At 50.8% G+C, this 25,860-nt stretch carries 38 protein-coding genes and 1 tRNA gene; 23 read left to right on the forward strand and 16 right to left on the reverse strand.

All coding sequences use genetic code 11. The features are described 5' to 3' along the window. Nucleotide 1: 1 nt before the first annotated feature. The 9 genes from terL to H2P46_RS01750 all read right to left on the reverse strand — a co-directional run bounded on the left by terL (nucleotide 2) and on the right by H2P46_RS01750 (nucleotide 5,213). Nucleotides 2–1,420, reverse strand: a complete 1,419-nt coding sequence (gene terL, locus H2P46_RS01710) for a phage terminase large subunit (RefSeq protein ID WP_193403503.1) — start codon at nucleotides 1,418–1,420, stop codon at nucleotides 2–4. Beyond that, nucleotides 1,386–1,958 (reverse strand): terminase small subunit, encoded by a 573-nt coding sequence (locus H2P46_RS01715; RefSeq protein ID WP_193403929.1) that lies wholly within the window; start codon nucleotides 1,956–1,958, stop codon nucleotides 1,386–1,388. Before H2P46_RS01715 ends, terL begins: the two co-directional genes overlap by 35 nt. Nucleotides 1,959–1,972: 14 nt before the next feature. Continuing rightward, nucleotides 1,973–2,455: a lysis protein gene (locus H2P46_RS01720; protein ID WP_238938912.1), complete on the reverse strand. Its 483-nt coding sequence runs from the start codon at nucleotides 2,453–2,455 to the stop codon at nucleotides 1,973–1,975. Beyond that, the gene (locus H2P46_RS01725) at nucleotides 2,452–2,841 is read right to left on the reverse strand and encodes a M15 family metallopeptidase (RefSeq protein WP_193403504.1); all 390 of its coding nucleotides are present in this window, start codon (nucleotides 2,839–2,841) and stop codon (nucleotides 2,452–2,454) included. Before H2P46_RS01725 ends, H2P46_RS01720 begins: the two co-directional genes overlap by 4 nt. Before the next feature lie 4 nt (nucleotides 2,842–2,845). After that, entirely contained in the window at nucleotides 2,846–3,121 is a 276-nt protein-coding gene (locus H2P46_RS01730; protein ID WP_193403931.1) for a phage holin family protein, read from the reverse strand. Further along, entirely contained in the window at nucleotides 3,111–3,500 is a 390-nt protein-coding gene (locus H2P46_RS01735; protein WP_160620754.1) for a putative holin, read from the reverse strand. The genes H2P46_RS01730 and H2P46_RS01735 overlap by 11 nt, the downstream gene beginning before the upstream one ends. A 97-nt stretch (nucleotides 3,501–3,597) precedes the next feature. Further along, complete coding sequence (locus H2P46_RS01740; protein ID WP_202987307.1) at nucleotides 3,598–3,876, reverse strand: DUF4406 domain-containing protein; 279 nt, start codon at nucleotides 3,874–3,876, stop codon at nucleotides 3,598–3,600. 479 nt (nucleotides 3,877–4,355) lie between these two features. After that, nucleotides 4,356–4,796 (reverse strand): antiterminator Q family protein, encoded by a 441-nt coding sequence (locus tag H2P46_RS01745; protein ID WP_338103629.1) that lies wholly within the window; start codon nucleotides 4,794–4,796, stop codon nucleotides 4,356–4,358. Nucleotides 4,797–4,814: 18 nt separating this feature from the next. Then, nucleotides 4,815–5,213, reverse strand: a complete 399-nt coding sequence (locus H2P46_RS01750) for a hypothetical protein (protein ID WP_193403506.1) — start codon at nucleotides 5,211–5,213, stop codon at nucleotides 4,815–4,817. Nucleotides 5,214–5,334: 121 nt separating this feature from the next. On the opposite strand from H2P46_RS01750, the gene H2P46_RS01755 reads away from it, so the two are divergent. Beyond that, nucleotides 5,335–5,601 (forward strand): hypothetical protein, encoded by a 267-nt coding sequence (locus tag H2P46_RS01755; protein WP_193403507.1) that lies wholly within the window; start codon nucleotides 5,335–5,337, stop codon nucleotides 5,599–5,601. On the opposite strand, the gene H2P46_RS01760 is transcribed toward H2P46_RS01755, so the two are convergent. After that, nucleotides 5,549–7,696 carry an AAA family ATPase gene (locus tag H2P46_RS01760; protein WP_193403508.1) on the reverse strand — a complete coding sequence of 716 codons (2,148 nt, stop codon included), beginning with the start codon at nucleotides 7,694–7,696 and terminating at the stop codon, nucleotides 5,549–5,551. The genes H2P46_RS01755 and H2P46_RS01760 overlap by 53 nt on opposite strands. 3 nt (nucleotides 7,697–7,699) lie before the next feature. Next, a complete protein-coding gene (locus H2P46_RS01765) occupies nucleotides 7,700–7,909 on the reverse strand; it encodes a helix-turn-helix transcriptional regulator (protein WP_193403509.1) in 210 nt (69 codons plus the stop codon). 126 nt (nucleotides 7,910–8,035) lie between these two features. Here H2P46_RS01765 and H2P46_RS01770 point away from each other — a divergent pair, with 126 nt between their 5' ends. Then, nucleotides 8,036–8,710 carry a S24 family peptidase gene (locus H2P46_RS01770; RefSeq protein ID WP_193403510.1) on the forward strand — a complete coding sequence of 225 codons (675 nt, stop codon included), beginning with the start codon at nucleotides 8,036–8,038 and terminating at the stop codon, nucleotides 8,708–8,710. Nucleotides 8,711–9,079: 369 nt separating this feature from the next. Here the strand turns inward: H2P46_RS01770 and H2P46_RS01775 are convergent, their stop codons facing one another. Beyond that, the gene (locus H2P46_RS01775) at nucleotides 9,080–9,385 is read right to left on the reverse strand and encodes a hypothetical protein (RefSeq protein WP_193403511.1); all 306 of its coding nucleotides are present in this window, start codon (nucleotides 9,383–9,385) and stop codon (nucleotides 9,080–9,082) included. Between the two features lie 83 nt (nucleotides 9,386–9,468). On the opposite strand from H2P46_RS01775, the gene H2P46_RS01780 reads away from it, so the two are divergent. The 13 genes from H2P46_RS01780 (at nucleotide 9,469) to H2P46_RS01840 (ending at nucleotide 17,426) form a co-directional block, all read left to right on the forward strand. After that, nucleotides 9,469–9,612 carry a hypothetical protein gene (locus H2P46_RS01780; protein WP_193403512.1) on the forward strand — a complete coding sequence of 48 codons (144 nt, stop codon included), beginning with the start codon at nucleotides 9,469–9,471 and terminating at the stop codon, nucleotides 9,610–9,612. Between the two features lie 8 nt (nucleotides 9,613–9,620). Then, nucleotides 9,621–10,463, forward strand: coding sequence for a hypothetical protein (locus H2P46_RS01785; RefSeq protein ID WP_193403513.1), 843 nt, complete (start codon nucleotides 9,621–9,623; stop codon nucleotides 10,461–10,463). Nucleotides 10,464–10,466: 3 nt separating this feature from the next. Beyond that, nucleotides 10,467–11,768, forward strand: a complete 1,302-nt coding sequence (locus H2P46_RS01790; RefSeq protein WP_193403514.1) for a DUF2800 domain-containing protein — start codon at nucleotides 10,467–10,469, stop codon at nucleotides 11,766–11,768. Between the two features lie 17 nt (nucleotides 11,769–11,785). Continuing rightward, the gene (locus H2P46_RS01795) at nucleotides 11,786–12,334 is read left to right on the forward strand and encodes a DUF2815 family protein (protein ID WP_193403515.1); all 549 of its coding nucleotides are present in this window, start codon (nucleotides 11,786–11,788) and stop codon (nucleotides 12,332–12,334) included. Nucleotides 12,335–12,382: 48 nt separating this feature from the next. Beyond that, nucleotides 12,383–12,757, forward strand: coding sequence for a hypothetical protein (locus tag H2P46_RS01800; protein ID WP_099705601.1), 375 nt, complete (start codon nucleotides 12,383–12,385; stop codon nucleotides 12,755–12,757). Between the two features lie 79 nt (nucleotides 12,758–12,836). Continuing rightward, nucleotides 12,837–13,610: a YfdQ family protein gene (locus H2P46_RS01805; protein ID WP_193403516.1), complete on the forward strand. Its 774-nt coding sequence runs from the start codon at nucleotides 12,837–12,839 to the stop codon at nucleotides 13,608–13,610. Between the two features lie 56 nt (nucleotides 13,611–13,666). After that, a complete protein-coding gene (locus H2P46_RS01810) occupies nucleotides 13,667–13,918 on the forward strand; it encodes a hypothetical protein (protein WP_193403517.1) in 252 nt (83 codons plus the stop codon). Nucleotides 13,919–13,973: 55 nt separating this feature from the next. After that, nucleotides 13,974–14,459, forward strand: a complete 486-nt coding sequence (locus H2P46_RS01815; protein ID WP_193403518.1) for an NUMOD4 domain-containing protein — start codon at nucleotides 13,974–13,976, stop codon at nucleotides 14,457–14,459. Then, entirely contained in the window at nucleotides 14,444–16,552 is a 2,109-nt protein-coding gene (locus H2P46_RS01820) for a DNA polymerase family A protein (protein ID WP_193403519.1), read from the forward strand. Before H2P46_RS01815 ends, H2P46_RS01820 begins: the two co-directional genes overlap by 16 nt. A 4-nt stretch (nucleotides 16,553–16,556) precedes the next feature. Then, nucleotides 16,557–16,769 (forward strand): hypothetical protein, encoded by a 213-nt coding sequence (locus H2P46_RS01825; RefSeq protein WP_193403520.1) that lies wholly within the window; start codon nucleotides 16,557–16,559, stop codon nucleotides 16,767–16,769. Between the two features lie 15 nt (nucleotides 16,770–16,784). Further along, entirely contained in the window at nucleotides 16,785–17,015 is a 231-nt protein-coding gene (locus tag H2P46_RS01830; RefSeq protein WP_193403521.1) for an ANR family transcriptional regulator, read from the forward strand. Further along, a complete protein-coding gene (locus tag H2P46_RS01835) occupies nucleotides 16,999–17,268 on the forward strand; it encodes a PDDEXK family nuclease (RefSeq protein ID WP_193403522.1) in 270 nt (89 codons plus the stop codon). Before H2P46_RS01830 ends, H2P46_RS01835 begins: the two co-directional genes overlap by 17 nt. Continuing rightward, entirely contained in the window at nucleotides 17,265–17,426 is a 162-nt protein-coding gene (locus H2P46_RS01840; protein ID WP_193403523.1) for an Arc family DNA-binding protein, read from the forward strand. The genes H2P46_RS01835 and H2P46_RS01840 overlap by 4 nt, the downstream gene beginning before the upstream one ends. On the opposite strand, the gene H2P46_RS01845 is transcribed toward H2P46_RS01840, so the two are convergent. Next, entirely contained in the window at nucleotides 17,410–17,739 is a 330-nt protein-coding gene (locus H2P46_RS01845) for an Arc family DNA-binding protein (RefSeq protein WP_193403524.1), read from the reverse strand. The genes H2P46_RS01840 and H2P46_RS01845 overlap by 17 nt on opposite strands. Nucleotides 17,740–17,856: 117 nt before the next feature. Between H2P46_RS01845 and H2P46_RS01850 the strand changes: the two genes are divergently transcribed. Genes H2P46_RS01850 through H2P46_RS22850 form a run of 4 tightly spaced genes read left to right on the forward strand, consistent with a single transcriptional unit; the run spans nucleotide 17,857 to nucleotide 20,438 of the window. Next, entirely contained in the window at nucleotides 17,857–18,033 is a 177-nt protein-coding gene (locus H2P46_RS01850; RefSeq protein WP_193403525.1) for a hypothetical protein, read from the forward strand. Then, nucleotides 18,014–18,814 (forward strand): phage antirepressor KilAC domain-containing protein, encoded by an 801-nt coding sequence (locus tag H2P46_RS01855; RefSeq protein WP_238938913.1) that lies wholly within the window; start codon nucleotides 18,014–18,016, stop codon nucleotides 18,812–18,814. Before H2P46_RS01850 ends, H2P46_RS01855 begins: the two co-directional genes overlap by 20 nt. A gap of 47 nt (nucleotides 18,815–18,861) precedes the next feature. After that, on the forward strand, nucleotides 18,862–20,253 hold the full coding sequence (locus H2P46_RS01860) for an SNF2-related protein (RefSeq protein WP_193403526.1): 1,392 nt from the start codon (nucleotides 18,862–18,864) through the stop codon (nucleotides 20,251–20,253). A gap of 2 nt (nucleotides 20,254–20,255) precedes the next feature. Further along, on the forward strand, nucleotides 20,256–20,438 hold the full coding sequence (locus H2P46_RS22850; protein ID WP_238938914.1) for a helix-turn-helix transcriptional regulator: 183 nt from the start codon (nucleotides 20,256–20,258) through the stop codon (nucleotides 20,436–20,438). A 78-nt stretch (nucleotides 20,439–20,516) separates the two neighbouring features. On the opposite strand, the gene H2P46_RS01865 is transcribed toward H2P46_RS22850, so the two are convergent. Then, nucleotides 20,517–20,593, reverse strand: a tRNA-Arg gene (locus H2P46_RS01865). Between the two features lie 179 nt (nucleotides 20,594–20,772). Between H2P46_RS01865 and folD the strand changes: the two genes are divergently transcribed. Continuing rightward, a complete protein-coding gene (gene folD, locus H2P46_RS01870; RefSeq protein ID WP_193403527.1) occupies nucleotides 20,773–21,639 on the forward strand; it encodes a bifunctional methylenetetrahydrofolate dehydrogenase/methenyltetrahydrofolate cyclohydrolase FolD in 867 nt (288 codons plus the stop codon). Then, entirely contained in the window at nucleotides 21,639–21,851 is a 213-nt protein-coding gene (gene ybcJ / locus H2P46_RS01875; RefSeq protein WP_193403528.1) for a ribosome-associated protein YbcJ, read from the forward strand. The genes folD and ybcJ overlap by 1 nt, the downstream gene beginning before the upstream one ends. A 32-nt stretch (nucleotides 21,852–21,883) precedes the next feature. Here the strand turns inward: ybcJ and H2P46_RS01880 are convergent, their stop codons facing one another. Beyond that, the gene (locus H2P46_RS01880) at nucleotides 21,884–22,990 is read right to left on the reverse strand and encodes an AAA family ATPase (protein WP_193403529.1); all 1,107 of its coding nucleotides are present in this window, start codon (nucleotides 22,988–22,990) and stop codon (nucleotides 21,884–21,886) included. 31 nt (nucleotides 22,991–23,021) lie between these two features. Next, nucleotides 23,022–24,407, reverse strand: a complete 1,386-nt coding sequence (cysS, locus tag H2P46_RS01885) for a cysteine--tRNA ligase (RefSeq protein ID WP_193403530.1) — start codon at nucleotides 24,405–24,407, stop codon at nucleotides 23,022–23,024. A 217-nt stretch (nucleotides 24,408–24,624) separates the two neighbouring features. Here cysS and ppiB point away from each other — a divergent pair, with 217 nt between their 5' ends. Together ppiB and lpxH are read left to right on the forward strand one after the other, a co-directional pair. Then, nucleotides 24,625–25,119, forward strand: a complete 495-nt coding sequence (ppiB, locus tag H2P46_RS01890) for a peptidylprolyl isomerase B (RefSeq protein ID WP_193403531.1) — start codon at nucleotides 24,625–24,627, stop codon at nucleotides 25,117–25,119. Next, nucleotides 25,119–25,835 (forward strand): UDP-2,3-diacylglucosamine diphosphatase, encoded by a 717-nt coding sequence (lpxH, locus tag H2P46_RS01895; RefSeq protein WP_193403532.1) that lies wholly within the window; start codon nucleotides 25,119–25,121, stop codon nucleotides 25,833–25,835. The genes ppiB and lpxH overlap by 1 nt, the downstream gene beginning before the upstream one ends. The last annotated feature ends 25 nt before the right edge of the window (nucleotides 25,836–25,860 follow it).

Consider the following 25,860-nt stretch of genomic DNA (forward strand, 5'->3'; position numbering starts at 1 on the left):
GTTACCTCTTCGTTGTAAAGAAACTGCCTTTTTTGGTGTATAGCTTGCGTAGCGCCTGGGTCATGGCATCAACCGTATCGTCGTGAGCACCAAACGGGAATGTGGTAATTTCCTCGACGGTTTCAGTTATCCAGGGGGCCGTACTCGGGTGTGGCAGGAGTACGTTGCCTGATTCCCACTCAGCCGTTACCGCATGAGCACGGGCGACTTTGCTACCATCCGGCTCGACAGGGATCAGGCCGGATACCGTGGACTTCAACGAATCGATAACAGCAGGCCCGTTAGCTTTGTCCTCAACGTATTTTCGACGACCTTCCGGGAACATATCAGACTGACGTTTAACCGCTTTTAACGTCTGTGTGAAGCTCATGCGGGCGCGTGTCTGATACAACAGGTAGGCGTTGGCGTCTTTTTTGCCCCATACCTGGCCGACAACATAGTCCGTTCCTTCGCTGTCTTTAAAGGTCATATCCCAACTGTGGATAACGGTATCGAATTTGGCTGGCAGATCTTTAGGTAAGTAATATCTGACCCAACCTTCCTGGAATATCTGTCCGTCACCCGGTTTGGGCGATTGCTGGTACATTGCCGACCAGAAATAGTCGCCCAAAATAGCTTTCGTCTCTAACAGCTTATCGAGCGGGTGTAATTCAGGAACCAGCGCTTCGCCCTGCGCATTAATAGCGGGAAAGGCTAACACCTTAGCTTTCTGCGTTTTCTCTATTACCTGGCCGGATAAATCATCGGTAGCCCAGCGGGTTGCCATAATGATTTCACCGCTATTTTTCGACAAACGGGTTTTAAAAGTCGAAACATACCAGTTCCAGATAGATTTTTTAGTGGTAGGGCTAAGTGCTTCCTTAGAGTTCTTTATTGGATCATCAATAATACCAAGGTCGACTTTTTTACCCGTTAAAGGCCCACCGACACCCGCACAAACATAGCTACCCTTGTAGTTAGCTATCCCAAATCCATCAGAATTACGTTTAACTGCTACACCGTCTTTGGCTTTATTACCAGACCAGCTTTCAGGAAATAATAACCGATATTCATCTGATGCCATGATACGTTGCACATCGGCATTCATATCCCCGGCTAAATCCGATGAATATGATAAAGCACCGATACGCTTATCAGGATATTTACCAAAGAAGTACGCCGGAAGATAGCGAGAAACAATATCAGACTTTCCATGTTGCGGCGGCGCACCCAGTATCAAAACGGGACGCTTACCTTCCATCATCTCCAGCAGAAATTGATCCACTGCTTCACAAACTGTTTTAGAAAACGGGCTGGTAATATATTCTGGGTTAATGTACTGAATAAATTCATGCAGACCTCTGCGAGCATGACGGCGCTTTAACAGTTCTTTGGCAGCATCTTCTTTACTGATTACCGATGATTGCTGCAAGTTGTTCATCTGTTAACTCCGATGCGGTATGGGTATGCTGAATAGGCCCACCGTTTGCACCTGTCAGTTCGTTGCTAATCTGATCACGAAATGCCTGCACACTCACATGCTTACCAAGCAACTCAAGGTTTTTCACCTTATCAGGCCACTTTATTTTTTTGAGGATACCAACCATTTCACGCTCATCCCCCCTGCCCTCAAACATTTCAGCCAGGTCGAAACCGCTTAAATATCGACGCCAGACCAAAGGCCAGTCACTTACCGGCTTAATGGTCATATCTTCATTGAGAATATCCAGTGTATCCATCTGATCAATTTCAACCAGACGTAGCAAAACGTAGTTGGCATCAACGCCTAATTGCTCTATACGTTCCTGTTTCAGTTGGTTGATACGCTGAACAACTTCAGGTTCAAGTAACAGGCGAGGCCCCGCGCTATAGGCTGTTTTTTTGCTATATCCCGCCCGGATCGCTGCCGGGCCAGCTTTTAGGTCAACAATAAATTCCCGGCAAAAAAGCTCTTTCTTAGCGTTGAGTCTTTTTGCCATAAAATAAATTTCCTCTACTCTTTCGGTGCAAGACATACATTACGAATATAATCCTGCAACCCTGCTATTTGACTTCGTGCTGTTTCGATTCGCTTTCTGAGGGTGAAATAATCCCGTTGAGCGGTGTCTGTAAGTCCGGCGCGGGTTCCATCATCCAGGCCGCTGGTGGTGGTGTGACTGGACACGGATTTGCAACTGGCGTTGACACGCAGCCGCTGAGTACCAGCGTTAACGCTACGCTCAAGCTGATTGATAGTAGCCTTAGCATCTGTTAGCTCTCTTGTGTATTTAGCATCAATATCCGCCACAACGCGCTGTCTGGCCTGCATATCAATGATGGCTTTTTGTCTGGTTTCAGCCAGTTGAGCAAACTCGCGCTGCTTGTCGAGGGCGTGGTGGTAGTTTTCGCGGTAGTGGAACGCTAACCGGCCCGCAACGACGATCCCAACGACCAGTATTCCGACAGCCATCGTTCGCCAACTGAATGAAATATTCATGCGGGATAATCCCGGTGTGGTAATTGGAAATGGGGGCCGTCTTTAAGCGTTTTCCAGTCTCCGCCCCACTCAACAGGAATATTAAGTTCCGCTGCTGCTGCTTTAAATGCGGAAGCGATCTGTTCGTAGTATTTCCACTCCCAACTAACCTGACTACCGAGATATGCCACTACGTCAACCGCATGGCCCGTAATATGACGGCTATTCATAGTCTGGCTTTTCCCTTGCGCTAATAATTGTTTCTGACGCTCTCGGCTGCGCAAGCCCTCCGTAATACCAAAATCAACAGTGGTTAATGTCAGCGCAAGCCGTACTATTTTCACCAGATCGGCGTTTACTCCCACCAGATTATTTTCACTACGTTTACTAAATTTATAATCAGGCATGGGATCACCTTAATGGTTTAGCAAAACGCATAACGTTTCCGCGAGCAGCAAGAACAGCGGCACAAAATGCCAGATTGATAAAAGTCTCTGACCAGTCCGCACAACCGTACTCACCTGTCAAAATACGGACAGGTACCGATGCGGAGGCAATAATAAGGAAATAGGCACACCAGGCAGCAAGGGGACGGTGTGTCCCCCCAGCCCTGCGAAAGGTCATCAACCTCAACGCAATCACAGCGCAAGCCAGTGCATTAACAATGAGGAAAATTTCATTGACCATCACCGCCACCCCCTCGCAGTTTTTTAAACCACTGCCCCGGATTCTCTGACTGCTTGCTGATATACATGAACACGCGTACAGCAATAGCCGAAGCAACTACAGCCCCCAGAGGGCGCTCCGCATGAATAACTTCTGGTGTCACATAGTTGATAACATCTGTCACAAACCCCGCCGTCTGCCCCCCGATAAGGAACGAGGCAAGAAACGACAGCAGGCGTTGCCAGATAGACAAATCAGACGCCGACAAGACATAAATGACTGCACCAGAAAAGGCTCCGATGATCACCCCCGTATCTCCACCAGCGAATAAACTTGCGATAGTGATACCGCCGATCATATAGGTTGCCGCACTGGTACCTGTGGTTAGCGGTTCCGGCATTGTTCTTTCTCCTTTGTTCGCCGCAGGGCAGAACGCCGGGCGCTAGACATGAAAAAGGCCACGCTTCAGCGCAGCCCTGAAATAATTGCGGGAAACACTACCCCCGCTTTAAACATTGTTCCGGCATTAGCTCCTGAAACAGCACTTCGATCCCCAGCTTTTCAGCCAGAGCGTATTCAGCGCGTGCGCCAGCACTAGAACGCCAGCCATCAAGCAGATAAATCGCATCTGCGCGTTGCAGCATCGCGAGGGAAATCGCCATGTAATCAGCCTCACTAAGCCCATCGGGTAATACAGCAGGATTCAGTGGGGTATCGCCAGATGCGGCAATTTCCGCTGCCGCTGCGAAGAAAGCTGGCCGGTTAAACTCAGGCAATACCCACCATAGCGCGGACGGTAACCCATTTATCAGATGGCAGAAAGTGATACACGGCGGCGGCGGTTTCTGTCATATCCTGCTGATTTAACATGTCTTATTCCTGAATTAATTGCGTTGGCACACAAATAACTCTGACCAGAGAGCACAGCAAGCGGTAAGTCGCATTCAGGCGGAAAAAATCAGCAAAACGGGGGCTATTTAACATAATGGTTCTTAACCGCACCGGCAAAAATGCACTCGTTTAAAATGTCACCCTAACGCCGCAAAAGTACATGTTTTCCTGGCGTTATTTGACTAAAAACGGCAGCAACATTTTTATAACAAAACGCCACTATTAGCGTTCAACCAAATCAGCATGTGAACGGCTCATTTTTGACAGTTTTATGTTTTCAGTAGCCCGGAAACACGAAAGCCCCGCATCCGAAGAAGCGAGGCTTTGAAATTGAGGTCGTAAAATTAACTTATAATTCTAGATGCTAGAAGATTAGCACAGGTTTTTGGGCGCCCGCAAGAGGTTCAGGCAAAACAACAATCGGGTCCATATCAAGTCGAACAGCCATCGCAACTAAACATCCCTCTAAAAACTCCTCTGACGCATTGAGAGACGCCCTAACCTGCATCCTAGGGATATCCATAGCCTCTGCGATAAATCGTGTTGAATGGCCCCCGATGAAACGCTGCCCCAGGATCAGGATGTCTTCTGCATGGCGTACCGTGCTCATATGCGCGACGCAGGTATCAATTGCCATTCCGTCCTCGTCGGAGCAGCCCGGCTTACCAGCTTCGGGTTTGCGTCCGGGTGTTACCGACATCGCAGGCCAGTCCACCAGTGAGCAGTATTCTTCACTCGCAGCCCACCGGCCCCACCGTTCTAAAACTTCTTGCATATTTCTGCGCATAGCTTTTGACCTCAACATTTCTCAACAAATCTGGTGTTATTCGCTGTCAGGTGTCCAGGTTATATAAAACTGGCTTGGTGCAACGTTTACGGGGCAACCCACCAGCATATCGGGAATTTGTATCTCCGCATTCTCTGGGATTTCAGCAAGTTCCACTACCCGTCCATTAGTAAGTTCTAAGCCGCCGCCTTCTTCCTCAAAAACCAAAGGACGTGTATCCGTGACAAAGGTCTGATAGTTGCTTTCCAGCACTGTGGCCCACGCAACCACTTTCCGAAAACAAAGGCATTTTGACGCATCACCGGTATCTACAGTCGATACCTCCCAATATTTACCGGATGGTTCTGTCACTATTGAACGAATTGCTGCTGCTGATCTCCCGTAGCCTTGTGCTACTTCCAACTTTTCCATTTCGCTAATTTTTACAGTTTCCATTTTGTAACTCCTTTGTGGGTTAAATAAATTTCAGGCATTGCATATGTATATTCGGTGAATGAAAAACGCAACGGCTCGGGCGCAACAACCCCCTCCCCCCTAAAGGGGGGAGAGGGGTATTGTGTTGCGCCGCTACGCTTGCCGTCATGTTGCGCTTGTTGCTCTTAAAAAATCCTTTGAAATCAGTGGAGCAACAATTTTTGTTGCGCTGTTGCGCTTTGTGTTGCGCCTGTATGCCAAAATCTTGGTTGCACTGATTATTTATGCGCATATTTTGCATAAGATTTGCATTCGTACTTTTATGCAAATTCGTAGTTTTTTGCGAATTGGTAAGATTAAACAAGTTTATCCCCTCCAGCTGGCACGCTCTCGCCAAGAGAATCTTTAATAACGCCATCATGCTCTACAATGTAATCCTTCTCTTTCATGCGTCCTAAAACAGTACGGAACTGGCCCGCGCTCTTATCTGTCTCATCTTTCCACATCTCGCGAAGTACCGAACGGTTAATAGTACCGCCAGAGGCTTCAAGTTTTTCCCACACCCACGATTCATCGCTGCTGCCTTTGATATCTGCATCGGTTTTAGCCATCAGCGGATCAATCTCAGCCAGAGGAACATCTTCGAAAACGCGTTCGGTTGTCAGCCTTACGGGGTCATACACATCCCCCTCGGTACTGGTGTACTCATCATCGTACATCTCATACCCGGCGATAACTTCATCAGGCAACTGGACGGTTGGAACCAGATAGCCCCGGACGGGCTGCGCCGGGCCGGTACGCTGCTTCTCATTTATAAGGTTCACCGCGTCGTCAATGCGCTCAACGCGAATAACCGCATCGGCGTTAGCAAAAGCAGCAGAAGAGCCACGCATTCCTTTGCTGCTGTCCTTACCGCTATGATGTACTGGGATCACCGCTGCGCCAGTCTCATTAACGATCCGCGTCGCACCCGCCATAAACTTTGCCACGTCGCTGGCGCTGTTTTCGTCGCCCTGCATCATTGACTGCGACAAAGTATCAACAGCAACAATCCTTACAGATTCACCGGTAACTTGCTCAATCCGCCTGATTTCTTTGATGATGGCACTGACCCGTGCCGGAACAGAGAGATCGACCGCCAGCGGCAACGTGTAGAAAAGTTCAACCGGTTTACCGCCGTTATATTTATCCGCCCAGGCACCAACACGCGACATAACTGAACTGCCACCTTCAGCAGCAACATACAAAACCGCACCGCCTTTGATGTTTCGCCCGGCCCAGCGATGCGTTTTCATCGCTACCCGACAAAGAATCGATATGATGCAATACGATTTAAAAGAGGATGAAGGGCCGTAAAACATGGCAACGCCAACGGGTACCAGCCCTTCAACGATAAACTTTCCCGGCTTACCGTATCCACCTGAGTGAGGAAATGATCGGGGTTGTTCGGGTTCTTCTGGCGGGAGTTCGTCAAAGTCCTCAACGCTGGCGACAGAGGACTGGCGCATACGTTCAGCCGCAGGATTTTTCCATCCGGCTTGCTGCGCACGGGTAAAGATAGCCTGGAAACCAGTGCGATCTGCCGTCAGCTTACCTTCATCCCAGCGGCGTTCAGCCTCCGCAATATCCGCAGCACTCCCACCACCGGCAGCAGACCATTCCAGCCAAAGATCTCTGGCCTGTCCTTCAAATTCAGTATCCATAAACCATGCGAGGCGACACCCCATTGACGCCCAGGCGTTATGCCTGCCACATTCAGGTTGTGCGTCAGCCAGCACAGTGGGATGCCACATCGCAGAACGCAAATCGTCAAAGGTCTGCTGGGTTACGTGATTCAGATCGACGAGACGCGACAAATCATCACTAGCGTGATCAGATACAGACGGAGATGGCACATCGCCAGCCCTTGCCAGCAGCATATCAACGTCAATTACCTTGCCTGAAAAATCAATAAAAACGGCGCTTTCATGGGGGGCATACACCATGTGATCAAGGTTATATACCGATCTGTCCCATTTAACCGGGCCATCGCCAATCAGGCTGTAGCAGTCCATCAACTCCCGCTCAATCGCTTCACACAGGCGTTTATAATCGGATGTTGCTACGGTGTGGGAGAGCGCGAAACACAGACGCCAGCGTTGTTCTCCGTTTACAGTTGGGTGCTCATGGCTGGCGGTGGAATAGGCAAATCCAAGATATACCGACGCGGAATCGCGTAACGCGGGCCAGTCGGCTTCTGAACAACCATCCATATCCAGCCATATTACATCGCGGTCACCCGCATTAACGGCGCTACGCCCGTTCGACGTGTCGCGCATCGCCCCCCAAAGGTAAGACAGGCGCTTTTTTTTACGGGACAAGATGTCCTTTGAATCATCGTGAGTGACGCCAATATTTTTCCGCAAGCGTTCAACTTTCGTCCGATAGTCGGCAAAGTCTTTCGCCCGCGCGGGGGCTGGTCGGCTATCTGTAGCTCCCTGCCCCACTGAGTAGTGTATAGGCATGGGTTAAGCCTTTTGTTCTGCTGTTTGAGCTTTCACTTCTGAGAATAGATTTTCCAGCGTACGTACAACAGATAACCTTGGGTCAGCATTTTTACCCGATACGATACGGCTTATTGATGCCTGGCTAATGCCTGTGCGGGCCTGGATTTCAACCTGCGTAAGGCCTGATGCAATCAATGCCTTGACCGTTTCTTGGGGAGAAAGAGGTTGCATAGAGAGTTCCTCACTACTTTTAAATTCAATACCGGATTAAATCATAATTCAGTTTTGAATTAAAAGCCAGAGTACACTATTCAATATAGAATATTCAGCCTTGGATACCCCAACAAGGACACAGGCATGAACAAATCAACAGATCAACTAATCGCCAATATTACCCTCCTGATGCAACGTAAAGGGGTGGCGAACGTAACTGAGTTAGCAAAAAGTACTAAAATCCCACAACCCACTATGCACAGGCTGATCGCGGGAGACATTAAAGAACCGAAGTATGCGCTGCTGAAGCGTATTGCTGATTACTTTAAAATTAAGGTTGAAGAACTAATGGAAAAGGATCTCATTGACTTAAAACCCGAATGTAATGTTAATAGTTCACCTGAACTGCTTCATTTCACAAAGGTTCCTGTCGTAGGAGGTGCACAACTGGGTAACGGGGGGCATTGGGTAAACCTTCAGTATCCGGTTGGCTATGGGGATGGCTTTATCAACTGGCCAACAAAGGACCCGGGGGCCTATGCTCTTCGCTGTTCTGGTGATTCCATGAAGCCACGCATCAAAGACGGTGAGTATGTCGTTGTTGAACCTGGCCACGGCTACCTGCCGGGAGATGAGGTACTTGTCATTACCAAGGATGAACAAGTAATGGTAAAAACCTTTCTTTACGAGCGCGATGCCGAAGTCATGGTTATGTCGATAAACGAAGAACACCTTCCTATACGCTTTGCCCTTAAAGAGATCGAAAGCATTCAGTATGTCGCAGGAATAGCAAAACCTTCCCTCTACATAGGCGATTGATTCAACTATCCTTTCTTCCCGCCGCCCTGTGAGGCGGTAATTTTTTGCAAAAATAAATTCACTTTTGAATTGACAGGGAATTCATGTTTCACTATAAATTCATTATTGAATTTTTCCAGAATTCAAAATTGATAGTCGAACGGCGCGACTTTAAACCATGCGTCGGAACCGCTCTTTAACAATCTGGAAACTGACGCTGCATACCGGACAAACATTGCGCAGTGCGATCGCTCCCTGCGACATCAAGGAAGGTGCTACAGGCGAGGCAAGACATACGCCAGCATAGCGATCAAAGCGGAGGGCATAACGGTACGTAGAGTCAGTTAAAAGCATTTTTCAAGCGCCATCGCGGCGCTTCATAAAGTGCTTTTATTTCTTTTTGCCCTGCCCAAACGCCCCACCAGATAAAGGTTGGGATGCGTAATAGTGCTGCTTTCTATGCGTCATCACATCGGTAGCACTGTTGTTTTTTATCCCAATGCTAGCGCTGATCGCGGAATTTCGTTCTTCCATCATAGATTTGCTAGCGGAATCTATAGCGGCATTTCTAATTAAATCTTCTTGCTCTCTGGTAATGCCCTTGTGGTGATTGAGATGACGCACAAGCCTTCCGATTCTGAATTTATTTTTACAGATGGGGCAGACAGCATATTTTTCCCAAGAACTCGTATCCATTTCTTAACCCTTACCACTAATGGTGTGAACGAAGATAAATCAGACACCATCCGGTTTCCAGCACGTCAGGAGGATTCAACCAGATGCAACAGCCTGAAAAAGTTAAAAACGCCCCGTTAGGCACTGCCCCCGTAAATAACACCGTTCGCCGCCTGCGCTGGTTGCGTAAGCGCGATGAACTGGAACGAAACCCCAACGCCCACTTCCCGATCACCCTTTATATCTGAGGTACCCCATGAGCCTTGAATTAGTCATTAAAGAAAATACCGAGGTAATGCGCCAGCTAATTGCCGCAATGCAGAGCGGCAAAACCTTTGCGCCTGACGCACCGCCGCAACCGAAAACAGACAGCGCCAAAAAAGAGGAACGAAAGGGGCCTTTCTGGTGGAAAAGCCTGGACGGACTAAAAACCGGCGTGGCGGATGATACTACCGCGCTGAAAGCGATAATCGACGCCAACGCTGGTATTGAGATCACCAAAGTCGAATACCTGCAATTGCAGGAGAAGCCCGAAAAAGAAGCACCTGATATTGAATCACTTGATATCCGCATTATCACAGCGCTGGCCAATCTGTTCGGCGCGAAAGCTAAGAACCTCACGACTGAACAGGTAGATAAAGCACGGGCGTATGAGAATGGCAACAAACGCGATCAGTTCACTGACGCACTGAGCCTGGCGCTGATCGATTGCAAAGCGGTGAAAAACACCACACGTGCGGTACTACTCGATCTCTGTATCGTCATGCTGGCGCACTGGAGTGCGATGGAAACCATCGACGAACGTCAGGCGTTTGCCGAATTGTACATCAAAACACCGTACAACAAACGCGCTGGCCTGATACCTCAGAAAGCTGAACCGGAGGCAACACCAGAACCGGAAACTACCGAGCCTGAGCAGGACACCGCAGCACTTTTTGAACAGGCCAGGACTCTGGTCATGAAGCTGACAACAGGCGGCTATCGTAATGAAGCGGTGGAAATCCTGAACAAATTCGGCGCTCAGAAGCTGGGTCAGGTTCCCCAGGAAAATCTGGCAGACGTTGTGATGCTGGCAGAACAGGCGCTGGCGGAGGGGTAAGCAATGCCGGAACAACATGCGAAATTATCCCCCTCAGCAGCACACCGCTGGCTCAACTGTACGGCGGCACTGGCCGTAGAACAGTTTGAGACTGACGAAACAACGAGTTATGCCGAAGAGGGCACAGCAGCCCATACTCTGGCGGAGATTGTTCTTCGTAACCGACAGAAACACCCACCAGAATATGCAGGCTGTGACGTTGGCACCTATCTCGGAACCTATCCGCTGGCGCATCCATCAAAACCGAATCCGGGGCCGCAGGTCAGTCAGGAAATGGTTGATAAGGTGGGTGAGTATGTTGAAGCGGTCTGGACGCTGGCGCAGCAACCCAGCGCGATACTCATGGTGGAGCAGAAGTGTGACTTCTCTCACATAGTCGGTATACCCGATCAGTTTGGTACCTCTGATGCGGTAATCATCATCGGCGACGAATTGCAGATCCACGACCTCAAATATGGCTATGAGAAAGTGGATGCGTTCGAAAACCCCCAGCTAATGATTTATGCGCTGGGAGCACTGGAACAGGTCAGTCTGATCGCCGACATCAATCGTGTACGAATGTTTATCCACCAGCCGCGCATCAACCACGTCAGCGAGTACGAATGCAGCGTACAAAATCTGGAAGAGTTCGGGCAGAACGTGAAAGCCATCGCTGCCGATGTGCTGCAACTGGCAGACCACGCAGGGGATAACGGCCCCGATGTTATTCCGGCAACGGCATTCCACCCCGGAGAGAAAACCTGCCGTTGGTGCAAGCGGCGAGGTAAATGCCAGGCGCAGGCGGAATATGTGTCGGCTGCGCTGATGAATGATTTCAGCGAAATATCCGACCCGCCGCCTCTGGAAGACGCATTGACCACCGCCCGTCAGAAGCTGGCTGAATCGGATGGGAAATGGCTGGGTGAAACGCTACCACTGATTGACCATATCGAAAGCTGGTGTAAAAGCGTCCGCTCTGCGGCATTTAACATGCTGCAAAATGGCCACTCCGTTTCCGGCTATAAACTGGTTCAGGGTAAACAAGGTAACCGTTTGTGGAGTAGTGAAGAAGAGGCAATTTCCCTGCTTAAAGACCAGTTCCGGTATAAAAAGGAAGAAGTTTATACCTTCAAAGTTATCAGCCCGGCGCAGGCTGAAAAACTCATTAAAAAGGCCAACCCGCGCCGCTGGGCGAAGGTAGAAGCCATTATTACCCGCCCTGATGGAAAACCAACAATAGCACCAGAGTCCGATCCCAAACCAGCTTTAAACATCAATCCTGCAAACGACTTTGACGATGTTGAAGCCGCTGAATCCCTCATTTGAATTAAAGGTAAATATCTATGAAAGTAAAACTGAATAACGTGCGACTGGCATTTCCGGCATTATTTGAACCTAAAACTGTTAACGGTGAAGGTGAGCCACGTTTTAGCGCCGCATTTATTTTCCCACCAGACCATCCCTGCGTGAAAGAAATTGAAGCGGCTATCGCTCAGGTAGCTAAAGAAAAATGGGGGCCGAAAGCCGACAGCGTTCTTAAATCCTTACGCACCGGCCTGAAAGTCTGCCTGCACGATGGCGATGAAAAAGCCGAATACGAGGGCTACCCCGGTAATAAATTTGTCTCTGCCAGTAATAAAGCACGGCCACTGGTTATCGACCGCGATCGTTCCGCGCTGACCGCCGCCGATGGCAAGCCGTATGCCGGTTGCTATGTTAACGCCACCATCGATATCTGGGCGATGGATAACAACTTTGGCAAACGTATTAACGCTTCGCTCGGCGGTGTCCAGTTCTGTCGCGATGGTGATGCATTCGCTGGCGGCGGCGTGGCAACCGAAGACGATTTCGACGATGTGAGCGAAGGCGCTGACGCCGAATCGCTGATCTAACCCATCCAGCCCCGCCGCCAGCGGGGTTCAACCTTCAAAGGTGAGCACATGATGAATACCACCCCATTTAACCAACAACTGGTTTACCTGAACAAAGGCACCCTGAATGAAGAACTGACCGAAGTTCTGGCCGAGGTAGTGAAAGCGGTACGCGAAACCGGTAAAGCGGGTTCCCTGACACTGACACTCAAAGTGGCAATGTTCAGTAAAGCCAACGAAGACGTAGTGAAAATCTCCCCGGTTGTCGCCAGCAAAGTACCAGAGGGCGAACGCGCCGAAACCATTATGTATTCGACAGCGGATGGCGATCTGCTGCGTGACGACCCCAGCACAGTACGCACCGAACTGAAACAGGTTGATGCCGGACAACAGGAACGGCGCACCCTGCCAGAACAGGAAACCAGCCTGCGTAAAGTTATCTGACCCTTTTAGCCAGTACCAGGGGAAACCACTCACCCGGCCAACGCGCCGGGTTATTTTTATCCAAAACAGGAACAAAGAAATGACCGAAGCTCAAACTATTCAGGACATTGTAAAAAGCCAGCAGGTTTTTGATATCCACGGTAACCCAGCGGTTGCCCTACCAGAAGGTTACGAACTGGCCGATCTTGAGCACTTTCTTCCAGCGCCGCGCCGCATCCGCCAGAACGTAAAACTCTTGTCCGCTGATAGTTTCATCCAGTACTGCGCAAAGTTTGCAACCGATGCCTCGGTGATCCTGGCCGATGCCAACCAGACAAAGTTAACCGCCCAGCTAGACTACCACGCCGATCCTGCCACACCAGACTGGTGTAGCCACTCCGCTGTTTATCAGTGCGTGAAGTCCAAACCCTGGAAGATTTGGGAAGAACATGATGAAACCGCTATGGGGCAGGAGGCTTTCGCTGAATTTCTGGAAGACCGCGCTGGCGACATTGTTACCCCAACCGGTGCGGAACTGCTGGAAATCGCGACTAAATTCCAGGTGATCCGCAAAGCAGTATTTGGTTCCGCTATCCGCCTCGCCACCGGGGAGTTTCAATTCAACTACAGCGATGAAAACGACAAAGGCACCATTGAGGTACCGGAAGTTATCACGCTGGGCCTGGCACCTTTCCATAACGGTGAATCATATGAGGTGCAGGCTCGTCTGCGTTACCGCCTGCGCGAAGGTAAGCTGGCCTTTACCTTCAAGCTCATCAACCCGGAGCGCGTGATCGAAGATGCCTTTAACTCTGTCGTTGAGAGTGTTAAAGCCGGTGTGACCGAAGCAACCGTCTACGACGCGCAAGCCTAAACGACAACACCCCACCCGGCGAAATGCCGGGTGTTTTGCAAAGAGAGGAATTAACAATGTTGCCCGAATGGAAGTATACCAAGGGTAGCCCACGGCATTTTATAAAAGCGCCAGAATGGGTAACAGTTAGAACTCGAATATTTAAGGATGGGAAAGTGATAGGGGATGCGTGGCTGGAAAAGCATGAGATTGGCTCTCGTGCTCTTTCAGTCGGCCATCGAAAAAGAGGTGAGTTCACTGTCGAAAACCTTCCTTATAACCCGTACATAGAAGAAATTATCGCAGTCCGCGAAAAGCACTATCCCTGACACCCGTAAATATACCGACCATCCAACTCCGAAATAATCCATACGGAGATTAACCATGTCTGAAATATGGAAATCTATTCCCGGCTATGAAGATCGATATGAAATCAGCGATCAGGGTAACGTTCGAAGCCGGGTATTTATGCAGAGATATTTACTTCGAAACGGTTTAGAAGCATTCCGCCAAACTAAACCGCGCATTATTTCACAGCAGGTGACAAACAGTGGCTACGCACTCGTTCATCTGCATCTGAACGGCCATCGCCAGGCCAAAACGGTACACACTCTTGTCGCCAGCGCTTTTATTAGCGGTAAGGGCGCAACAGTAAATCACATCAACGGCAACAAACTTGATAATCGCGCCACCAATCTGGAGTGGGCCACTTACAGCGAGAACCATCTCCATGCCGTTGCTACTGGACTAAACCAACAGGCCGTGCGCGTTCAGAACCCCGATACTGGCGAGATATTCCCCTCAATCACCCAGGCGGCAAAGGCCAGCCGATGCAATCACAGGAAAGTAGCCAAATGGGAACGAGTGTAGAACCTCTTTTTTGCGACCTTGAAACGTACAGCCCAACGCCAATTAATTGTGGTACCCACCGCTATGCTGAGAGTGCCGAAGTAATGTTGTTCGCATGGGCTATCGGCAATCAGCCTGTTCAGGTTTGGGATTGTACAACTAAAGCCCCCATGCCTGAAAAGCTAAAGTCCGCACTTGATGATCCACAGGTGCTGACCGTCTGGCACAATGGCGGCATGTTCGACACAGTGATACTTCAACGCGCTATGGGGATCACTATTCCGCTAGATCGTGTTCACGATACGCTGATACAGGCGCTGGCGCATGGACTCCCCGGTTCGCTTGGTACATTGTGTGGAATACTGAATGTCCCGGTAGATCAGGCAAAAGATAAAGCTGGTAAACAGCTAATTCAGCTATTTTGCAAACCCCGTCCGAAAAACAGCAAGATTCACCGTGCCACCAGCCAGACCCACCCCGTCGAATGGCAACGATTCGTTGAATATGCCAAGTCTGATATTGAAGCGATGCGGGTAATCTGGAAGCAAATGCCACGATGGAATCTCAACGCCTTTGAAACCCGACTCTGGCATCTCGACCAGCGTATTAACCGGCGCGGAATCTGCATGGATGTTGAATTAGCTAACGCAGCGATTGTAGCTATCGACGCAGAACAATCACGGTTGGCGGGACTGACACATACTATGACAGATGGCGATGTTCAGGCAGCGACACAGCGTGATGCCATGCTCCGCCACATCTCCGCTGCATTTAATATCCAGTTACCCGATATGCAGGCCAGCACGTTACAACGGCGAATTGACGATCCCGAAACGCCACCAGCTTTGCGAGAATTACTAACAGTACGTCTGCAATCCTGCACCACCAGCACCAGTAAGTATAAGGCGTTGCTTAAAAGTATCAGCAGCGACGGACGCTTGCGGGGGACAAAACAATTCTGCGGTGCCTCCCGCACGGGTCGCTGGGCAGGGCGAATATTTCAGCCCGATAACCTCCCCAGACCTACGCTAAAACAGGACGACATTGATTTTGGTATTGAAGCACTGAAAGCCGGGTGCGCCGATCTGCTTTACGATGATGTGATGCAGTTGACCAGTTCAGCCTTGCGCGGCTGCATCATGGCCCCTGCGGGTAAAAAACTGGTGGTATCTGACCTTAGCAACATCGAGGGACGCGTACTGGCGTGGCTGGCCGGGGAGAAGTGGAAGCTACAGGCATTTCGAGATTATGACACCATCATCGGCACCGATGAAAAAGGTGAAGCAATCCGCGCTGGCCATGACCTGTACAAACTGGCCTATGCAAAATCTTTCGGCGTCCACCCGGATGAAGTGGACAAAGATCAGCGTCAGGTCGGCAAAGTGCAGGAACTGGCGCTGGGCTATGAAGGGGGCGTTGGCGCATTTCTGACATTCTCTCTGGCGTACAACATCGACCTCGAAGAAATGGCCTCTGCCGCTATCGACAACATTCCGCGTCACATACTGGATGAAGCCGTTCGTGCATATGAATGGGCGGTAAAACAGAAGCGAACCTACGGGCTGTCAAAACGCGCTTATGTTGTTTGCGACTCCTTTAAACGGCTCTGGCGCGAAGCACACTCGGCAACGTTCAGCTTCTGGAAGGAGATCGACCAGGCCACCCGCCGCGCCATTGCTACACCCGGCATAACAATTTCCTGCCGAAAACTAAAACTTCGCCGTGATGGAAGCTGGCTTCGTATCCAGCTTCCCTCCGGCCGAGCGGTCTGTTACCCCGGCGCACGTATCGACGACAGCGGCAAGATCAGCTATATGGGCATCAACACCTACAGCCGGAAATGGCAACGCCTGCAAACCTACGGCGGCAAACTGGCGGAGAACGTTACCCAGGCTACCGCCCGTGATGTGATGGCAGCGAATATGCCCTGTGTGGAGGACAACGGTTACGACATCATACTGACGGTGCATGACGAAGTGCTGACGGAAGCCCCCGACACCGCCGATTACTCCCACGAACACCTGAGCACTCTGCTCGCAACTAACCCCGCATGGGCTTTAGATCTGCCGCTATCTGCTGGCGGATTCGAGGCGTATCACTATCGTAAGGACTAACCCTATGAAATACCTGTATGTGGTGATGGATGGCCGCGCACAATTCGACATTAACCGGGCCGCGATACTAGAGTGTTGCGGTAATAAAAAACCATCCTGGAAATCCCTGCGTGAAGATTGGGGTGAACAGGGAGCCGTGCTCGTCCGGTGCCACCAGTCTCAAATTAACGGCGAAAATGTTTACACCGATGAGGAAGTCGTCGGCGTTATCAACTGATCGAGGCCAACCCTTATGTCTTTTAAAAATTACGACAGCCCCCTGTATTACCGGGCTGCGCGTGAGGCTGCGCAAATTGAACGTGAAGGTGACTATCGCCGCGCGGCAAAGGTATGGACAAAAGCCAGCCGCTTATCACGCAACGGAGTTAACCAAGAGTGGAGCGAAAACCGCTCCGACTTTTGCCTGATGCAGGTCGGGCGGGAAAAACTCAAAGAGGCGGTTATCGATGGCCTACATCCGTGAATCCACCATCGAAAAACATCTGGTAGCGGGAGTGAAAAAGGCTGGCGGCATCGCGTACAAGTTTTTATCTCCCGGTCGCCGTGCGGGGCCGGATCGGGTGGTACTGCTACCGGGTGGCCGGGCAGTCTTCGTCGAGTGCAAAGCCCCCGGCGAAAAGCCACGCCCCGAACAGTTGCGCGAACATGAACGGCTTCGGGCGCGGGGCTTTACCGTAGTGGTGCTGGATAGCAAAAATCTGGAGGGAATATTGTGAGTAAACGTGATGATCCGCAATTGCGGGTACGAATCCCGCAAGAACTTAAAGATGCGCTGGAGAAAATAGCTTCTGATAACGACAGAACACTGACCGCCGAGATCACAAGGCGGCTACGTGAAAGCCTTGAACAGGATGGGGTCACTTTCTCTTACTGAGGACATTGTGGAGTTTTTCGACCGCATCCCGCAATTCATCTTTATTAGCATCGGCCCAAGCCAGACCAAATTCACGTTCGTATTTTTCTTCTAATTCCTCACGCGCCATAACCTCAGCCTCATGGACGTCAACCATGACATAGTACCCGGTCGAAGTGTTACCAAGATGGTTGTCTTGTATCAAAGTGGCTTCCAACCGGTCAACGATTTCCGCAGTCAAAGTTCGCTTATTTAAACGCGCTTTTTCCTCAAGCTCACTCTTGAGTTCTGCGGGGATACGCACCCGTAGTTGTGGATCATCTCTTTTGCTCATCGCTGCCGCCTGAAAAAATTGTGAGAACAACATGCCTCACATTTGTGTTGACTTCAAGCCTCACGGAGAGTACTAATATTTTAGTTCTCACATTGAGTACTAAATGAGGTATTGGATATGGCTATAAAACCGTCACAACTTCATCATGCGGATTTACTCGCACATCTGGCCAGCCTACTTGAAGCTGCGCAGTTGCTGGTGATCTTCAATGGTGGGTATCAGCTAGCGTTAGAAATTATTAATTTTGTACAACAGGCTGCGAAGGAGGCCGCAAATGCAGATGAGCAGTTTTGAAATGAAAAACGCACCAGTAGCGCCAACTACCGATGCGTCAGTAAAACATTCAAGCTTAGGAGGCTTAACGATGTATACCTCACAGGATAATAGCGCGGCCCCCATAACTATGTCCAGCCGGGAGATCGCCACTCTGGTTGAATCCCGACATGATAAGGTCAAGCAATCCGTTGAACGCCTTGCCAATCGTGGTGTTATTAGTCTTCCCCCAATGGGGGAATACCTCGACCGCCTGGGCCGAAAAGCTCACGAATACCACCTTACCAAACGTGACAGCTACGTAGTTGTCGCGCAACTCTGCCCGGAGTTTACCGCCAGACTGGTTGACCGTTGGCAGGAACTGGAAGCCCGCAACGCTATACCTGTTATCGATCCGATGGTTGCTCTTAACGACCCGGCTACAATGCGCGGTTTGCTGCTTGGTTATACCGAAAAGGTGCTCACCCTGGAAAACCAGGTGCAGGAAATGAAACCGGATGTTGATGCCCTGTGCCGCATCGCAAAATCTGACGGTGGCAGCTGCATCACCACTGCGGCCAAAGATCTGCAAATTCGGCCAAAAGACCTCTTCGCTTACCTCAGCGCCAATAACTGGATCTACCGCCGCGCCGGGGGCAAAAGCTGGCTTGCTTACCAAAGCAAGATCCAGTCTGGTTTGCTGGAGCATAAAGTCACCGTTGTCACCAGGGGGGATGGTTCAGAAAAGACCGTCGAGCAAGTACTGGTAACGCCAAAAGGATTAGCCAAACTATCACAGTTGCTGAACCAGCAGGCAGCATAAGATAACCGGCCCCGCCACAGTGCGGGGCTTTTTACAGGAACAACAGCGTGCAACAGGCATTTACCCCCCGCCCTTACCAAAACCTCATTATCGACCATTCCCTGAACCTACCCCGTACCAATATTTGGGCTGGTATGGGTATGGGAAAAACCGTTGCCACACTGACCACGCTGGAAGATCTCTTTATGTGCGGTGCCGAAACACAGCCGGTGCTGGTTCTCGCCCCCCTGCGTGTTGCACGGTCAACATGGCCGGATGAAGTCAATAAATGGAACCATCTCCGCAATATTGAGATGCAGCCAATTGTAGGAACAGTTAAAGAACGGCTGGCGGCGCTGCAAAACACCAATGCCAGCGTGTATACCACCAACTACGACAATCTGGTCTGGCTGGTTGAAACGCTGGGGGATCGCTGGCCGTTCGGTACGGTAGTCGCCGACGAGAGCACCCGGTTAAAGTCATTCCGGTTACGGCAAGGCGGCAAACGCGCAGCGGCGCTGGCAAAGGTAGCGCATAAGCACGTAAACCGCTGGATGAATCTCACCGGTACGCCTGCACCGAATGGCCTGATCGACCTGTGGGGCCAGGCATGGTTTGTTGATCAGGGCCAGCGTTTGGGCCGTACCTTTGGCGCATTCACTTCTCGCTGGTTCAACAACATTCAGTTTCCCGGCCAGCAGTGGTCAAAGCTGGAACCCCGCCCCTTTGCGCAGGAGCAAATGCAGGCAGCGCTAAGTGATGTAACTATCTCGCTGGATGCAGCCGACTGGTTTGATATTGAGGAACCGATCCACAACGTTATCCGGGTGCAGATGCCAGCAAAGGCGCGGCAACAGTATCAGGAAATGGAAAAGCTGATGTTTCTGGAACTAGACGGCACCGACATCGAAGTGCAGAACGCCGCCGCTAAAACGGTGAAGTGTCTGCAAATCGCCAGCGGTGCTGTCTATACCGACGACAAAGGTACGTGGTCAGAGATCAACGACGCCAAATTACAAGCGCTGGAAAGCTTGATTGCCGAATCTGCCGGTATGCCGGTGCTGGTTGCCTACCACTTTAAAAGCGACTTAGCCCGTTTACTGAAAGCTTTTCCAAAGGGTAAACAGCTTGATTCCGATCCGCAGACGCTGCGCGACTGGAACGCTGGAAAAATACCGATGCTATTCGCTCACCCTGCCAGCGCAGGCCACGGCCTCAACTTACAGGATGGCGGCAATATACTGGCGTTTTTCTCCCACTGGTGGGATCTGGAGCAATACCAGCAAATTATCGAACGTATAGGGCCAACGCGCCAGATACAGGCAGGGCATAACCGTCCGGTCTGGATACACCACATTATCGCCGCCGATACCGTAGACGAACTGGTAATGCAGCGGCGCGATTCAAAACGCGAAGTGCAGGACATCCTGCTCGAAGCCATGAAGAAGCGAGGTATGTGAAGATGGCTACTCGGTATATTGGTTACCCTGAAATGAAACGCTTAACCGGGAAGAGCAAGCCGACCCTATGGCGGATGTATGCAAAGAAAAAAGAGTTCCCTAAGCCAGAGCGAACGCCCAGCGGAACATTTCTCGGATGGCCCGAATCGGTCTATGAAGAGTGGGTTAGGAAAGAAAAAACGTAGAAGTTATAACTTGACCCACAACTTGACCTCGGTCGGTTGTGGGTTTTTTCTTTTTTACATCTAACTCATTGTTTTAAATGGCGCGCCCTATAGGATTCGAACCTATGACCTACGGCTTAGAAGGCCGGTGCTCTATCCAGCTGAGCTAAGGGCGCGTGGAGATGGCGTGGATTATACGGAGCGACCCGGTTGAGTCAACGGTTTTGACCTGCCAGTCAGCATGGTTGTCGAAGATTAAGACAATGTCAGCAATTCAAAACCTGACAGCGCGATGCGCTTCTGACAAAATAGGCGCCTTCCCCGTTTCAACACAATACAGTGGATTTCCTCTCTGATGGCAGCAAAAATTATTGACGGTAAAACGATTGCGCAGCAGGTGCGCCTTGAGGTTGCGGAAAAAGTAAAGCAGCGTCTGGCAGCCGGAAAACGCGCGCCGGGTTTGGCGGTCGTTCTGGTAGGTGAAAACCCTGCATCGCAGATTTATGTTGGCAGTAAACGTCGCGCCTGCGAAGAAGTGGGTTTCATCTCCCGCTCTTACGATTTGCCCGCCACTACCCACGAAGCCGAATTGCTTGAGTTAATTGATAATCTTAATAACGACCCGGAAATTGATGGCATTCTGGTGCAGCTGCCGCTGCCAGCAGGCATCGATAACGTCAAAGTTCTGGAACACATCACTCCAGATAAAGATGTCGATGGTTTTCATCCCTATAATGTGGGTCGTCTGTGCCAGCGTGCGCCAAAACTGCGCCCCTGTACGCCACGCGGTATCGTAACGTTGCTTGAGCGCTACAACATTGATACCTATGGCTTGAACGCTGTGGTGGTAGGCGCATCAAATATCGTAGGACGCCCGATGAGCATGGAACTGCTGCTGGCGGGCTGTACGACTACCGTTACGCATCGCTTTACCAAAGATTTGCGCCATCATGTTGAACATGCGGACCTGCTGGTGGTTGCGGTCGGTAAACCAGGCTTTATTCCGGGCGACTGGATTAAACCCGGCGCGATTGTGATTGATGTGGGTATTACCCGTCTGGAAAGTGGCAAAGTGGTGGGCGATGCCGATTTTGCCACCGCCGCTGAGCGTGCTGCCTATATCACACCAGTGCCCGGCGGCGTGGGCCCCATGACGGTTGCAACCTTAATTCAGAATACGCTGCACGCATGTGAAGCCTTTCATGATAGTGAGACAAAATAATGGCGAACTTCTCTCTGGGAAAATTCCCGCACGTTGATCTCTGTGATTTGCTTAAACTGGAAGGCTGGGTAGAAAGCGGGGCACAGGCCAAGGTGGTGATCGGTAATGGCGAAGTGCTGGTCGATGGAATAATTGAAAGCCGTAAGCGTCGCAAAATCCTTCCCGGTCAGACGGTAGAATTTGCTGGGCAGCGTGTAACGGTTATTGCCTGATAGACCCGGCGTCCCTGTTCTATGGGGGCGCCTTAAATCCGCTCAGCGCCTGCCACCCGCGTTTCTCCGTCGATTTGCGCTAACTCAATATGATTCAGCGCCGTATGCTGGCGAATTAACGTCGCCAGCCTGGGGGAATGACTGGTAATCCAGAGCTGGCTGAACTGGCTGGCTTCTGCAATTAAACGTGCCAGTGCAGGCAATAAATCCTCATGAAGACTGTTTTCAGGTTCATTAAGCGCCATAAACTGCGGTGGGCGCGGACTCAGCAGCGCAACCACTAAACAGAGAAAACGCAGCGTACCATCAGAAAGTTCAGCGCTTTCCAGCGGGCGTAAAATACCACGGCGCAACATCAGCATCTGAAAACGTCCGTTTTGCACATCAACCTGAAATTCGCTGTCAGGAAAGGCTTCATCCATTACCTGATAAAGTAATTCGTGATGGCCACGCTCAACAATGGTAGCCCAGGCCGCCGCAAGGTTACTGCCATCATGAGACAGAACCGGTGCGCGCACGCCAATTTGCGGAGCGCGAATGGGCGAGCCCGGCCAGACGGCAAATTCATGATAAAAGCGCCATTGCCGCAACCGTTCACGCACCTGAGATAATTCGGGATAGCGATGCGGCTCTCCCAGCTGGCCAAACAGCGACTCTTCCGGATGCAGAACTGACGGATAAGCGACGCGTTCGCCTTCTATATTATGCAAAAATGCCGTTTGGTTTTGACGCTGCATAAGGCAGGACGAAGGGCGGCGCTGATGACCGCTCAGCCATAAATGCTCTTCTTTTACCAGTGGATCGCGGTTGAATAAACTGGTGGCAAGCGGCTCGGGAAAGCCGACATCCAGTTGATAGTCCATATCGTCCATTTGTACTGCCAGCGAAAGCCGTTTGACATCCTGGCGACGATCGCCCCGGCGTAAGCCGCCCGCCCACATGACTTTCTGGATACCGCCTTCTTCCGCCAGCGCCAGCGCCAGCCGACCACTGGCTGCTTCGTGCAGCAGGCGTACCGCTTTATAGAGATTGGACTTGCCACAACCGTTCGGACCGCTCACCACGTTTAGCTGATGCAGCGGCAGCGTTAAATCTCTGACGGAACGGAAACCGCGAATCTGGATCTGTGCAATCGGCATAATAAAAAAGGCGATTTCTCGCCCTCTCCGGTTACTTACGGCGCCAGGTCGATCCCTGCGGGCCGTCTTCAACAATGACGCCAAATTCATTGAGCCTGTCGCGGGCGACGTCAGCTTGCGCCCAGTTTTTCGCCGCGCGAGCTTCGGCACGGATTTTTACCCAGTGCTCAATTTCCGCCACTTCCTCTGCGTTAACCCGCGCCCCGCTTTGCAGGAATTGCTCTGGATCTTGCTGCAATATGCCGAGAACGTTTGAGATTTCTCGTAATTTTGCAGCCAGCGCATTCGCCGCTGCGACATCTTCGCTTTTCAGACGATTCACTTCACGCGCCATATCGAATAGCACCGAATAGGCTTCTGGCGTGTTGAAATCATCATCCATTGCCGCACGGAAGCGTGCATCGAAATCTTCGCCACTGCTCGCCGCCACGCTGCTGTCGGTATGACGCAGCGCGGTATAAAGACGTTCTAATGCCGCACGCGCCTGATTCAGATTATCTTCGCCATAATTGAGCTGGCTGCGGTAATGACCAGACATCAGGAAGTAGCGCACGGTTTCGGCATCGTAATGCTGCAATACGTCGCGCACAGTAAAGAAATTGCCGAGCGATTTAGACATTTTTTCGCGATCCACCATCACCATACCGGAATGCATCCAGTAATTGACGTACGGACCGTCGTGAGCGCAGGTTGATTGCGCTATTTCGTTTTCATGGTGCGGAAACATCAAATCAGAACCGCCGCCGTGAATATCAAAATGTTCGCCAAGCTGTTTACAGTTCATGGCTGAACATTCAATATGCCAGCCTGGACGGCCATCCCCCCACGGCGAAGGCCAGGCGGGTTCGTCAGCTTTGGACATTTTCCACAGCACAAAATCCATCGGGTTACGTTTAACGTCCGCGACTTCGACACGTGCACCGGCCTGTAACTGTTCCAGATCCTGACGTGATAAGGCGCCGTAATCGGCATCGCTCATCACATCAAACATCACATCGCCGTTATCCGCAACATAGGCATGACCACGCGCGATCAGCTTCGCAACCAGCGCAATAATTTCCGCAATATGGCGCGTGGCGCGCGGCTCCAAATCTGGCGGCAAAATACCTAACGCCGCAAAGTCCTGATGCATCTCGCCGATCATGCGATTAGTCAGCGTTTCAATACTTTCGCCATTTTCGTTGGCACGTTTGATGATTTTATCATCAATATCAGTGATATTACGTACATAATTCAGCTGATAACCGCAATAGCGTAAATAGCGCGCCACCACATCAAATGCCACAAACGTCCGCCCGTGACCAATATGACAGAGGTCGTACACCGTGATGCCGCAAACATACATACCGATCTTACCGGCATGAATGGGTTTGAATTCCTCTTTCTGTCGACTCAGGGTGTTATAAATCTTAAGCATTGAACATTTCCGTATTGACGTATGTAGTTGACACTTATTTTGGGTATCCCGACATTGTGCCGTATTTTTAACGCTCGCGCGACGCAAAGCAAGCCAACTGCGCCTCCCTGCTGACGTGCCATTGCAAATTATGATATAAGAACCGTCGAGAAAAAGAGGCACGCCATTAAACGATGCGGCCTTAGCGACTGACGACAACCTTTACAGGACAACAAAAATGGTAACTTTCCAGACGAACCATGGCGATATAGTGATTAAAACCTTTGATGACAAAGCGCCGGCAACCGTACAAAACTTTCTGGATTATTGCCGTGAAGGCTTTTACGACAACACCATTTTTCACCGCGTCATTAACGGCTTTATGATTCAGGGCGGCGGCTTTGAGCCGGGCATGAAGCAGAAAGCGACCAAAGAAGAAATCCGTAACGAAGCCAACAACGGCCTGAAAAACACCCGCGGCACGCTGGCTATGGCGCGGACTTCCGCTCCACACTCCGCTACCGCGCAGTTCTTTATTAACGTGGCTGACAATGATTTTCTGAACTTCCGTGACGAAAGCCTGCAAGGCTGGGGCTACTGTGTATTCGCTGAAGTGGTTGAAGGTATGGATGTCGTTGAAAAGATCAAAGCCGTTTCCACGGGTCGCAGCGGCATGCACCAGGATGTGCCAAAAGACGACGTGATCATTCAGAAAGTGACCGTCAGCGAGTAATGTCGCGCACGCTGTTTATCGCAGATCTCCATCTGTGTCAGGAAGAACCGGCGATTACCGCCGGTTTTCTGCATTTTTTACAGCGCGAAGCGGTGCATTGCGACGCGCTGTACATCCTTGGGGACCTGTTTGAAGCCTGGATTGGCGATGACGATCCTAATCCGCTGCACCAGACAGTTGCCGAGGCTTTGCACGCCCTGCCAGTGCCTGTTTACTTTATACATGGCAATCGGGATTTCTTGATTGGCCGCCGCTTTGCCCGTGCCAGCGGTATGATGTTATTGCCGGAAGAGCATGTTTTAGCGCGCTACGGTCACCGTGTATTGATCATGCATGGCGACACCTTGTGTACTGACGATCAGGGTTATCAACGCTTTCGCGCAAAAGTACATAACCGCTGGATCCAAACGCTATTTCTCGCCCTGCCGCTGTTTATTCGTAAACGCATTGCGGCGCGTATGCGTGCCGACAGCAAACAGGCAAATCAACACAAATCTGTCTCCATTATGGATATTAATCGGCAAGCGGTTGAAGCAACGATGCTGCGCCAGCAGGTTCGTATGCTGATTCATGGTCATACCCATCGCCCGGCCATACATTCCCTGACGATACAGGGCGAAACCGCCGAGCGCGTCGTTTTAGGCGCGTGGCATACAAAAGGGTCAATGATTCAGCTGGATGACAGCGGTGCTCAACTGATCGAATTCGACTTTTAAAAAACGAGCAGAACCGGACCAGTTT

It is taken from the genome of Mixta mediterraneensis, assembly GCF_014946725.1.
Classification (GTDB): Bacteria; Pseudomonadota; Gammaproteobacteria; order Enterobacterales; family Enterobacteriaceae; genus Pantoea; species Pantoea mediterraneensis.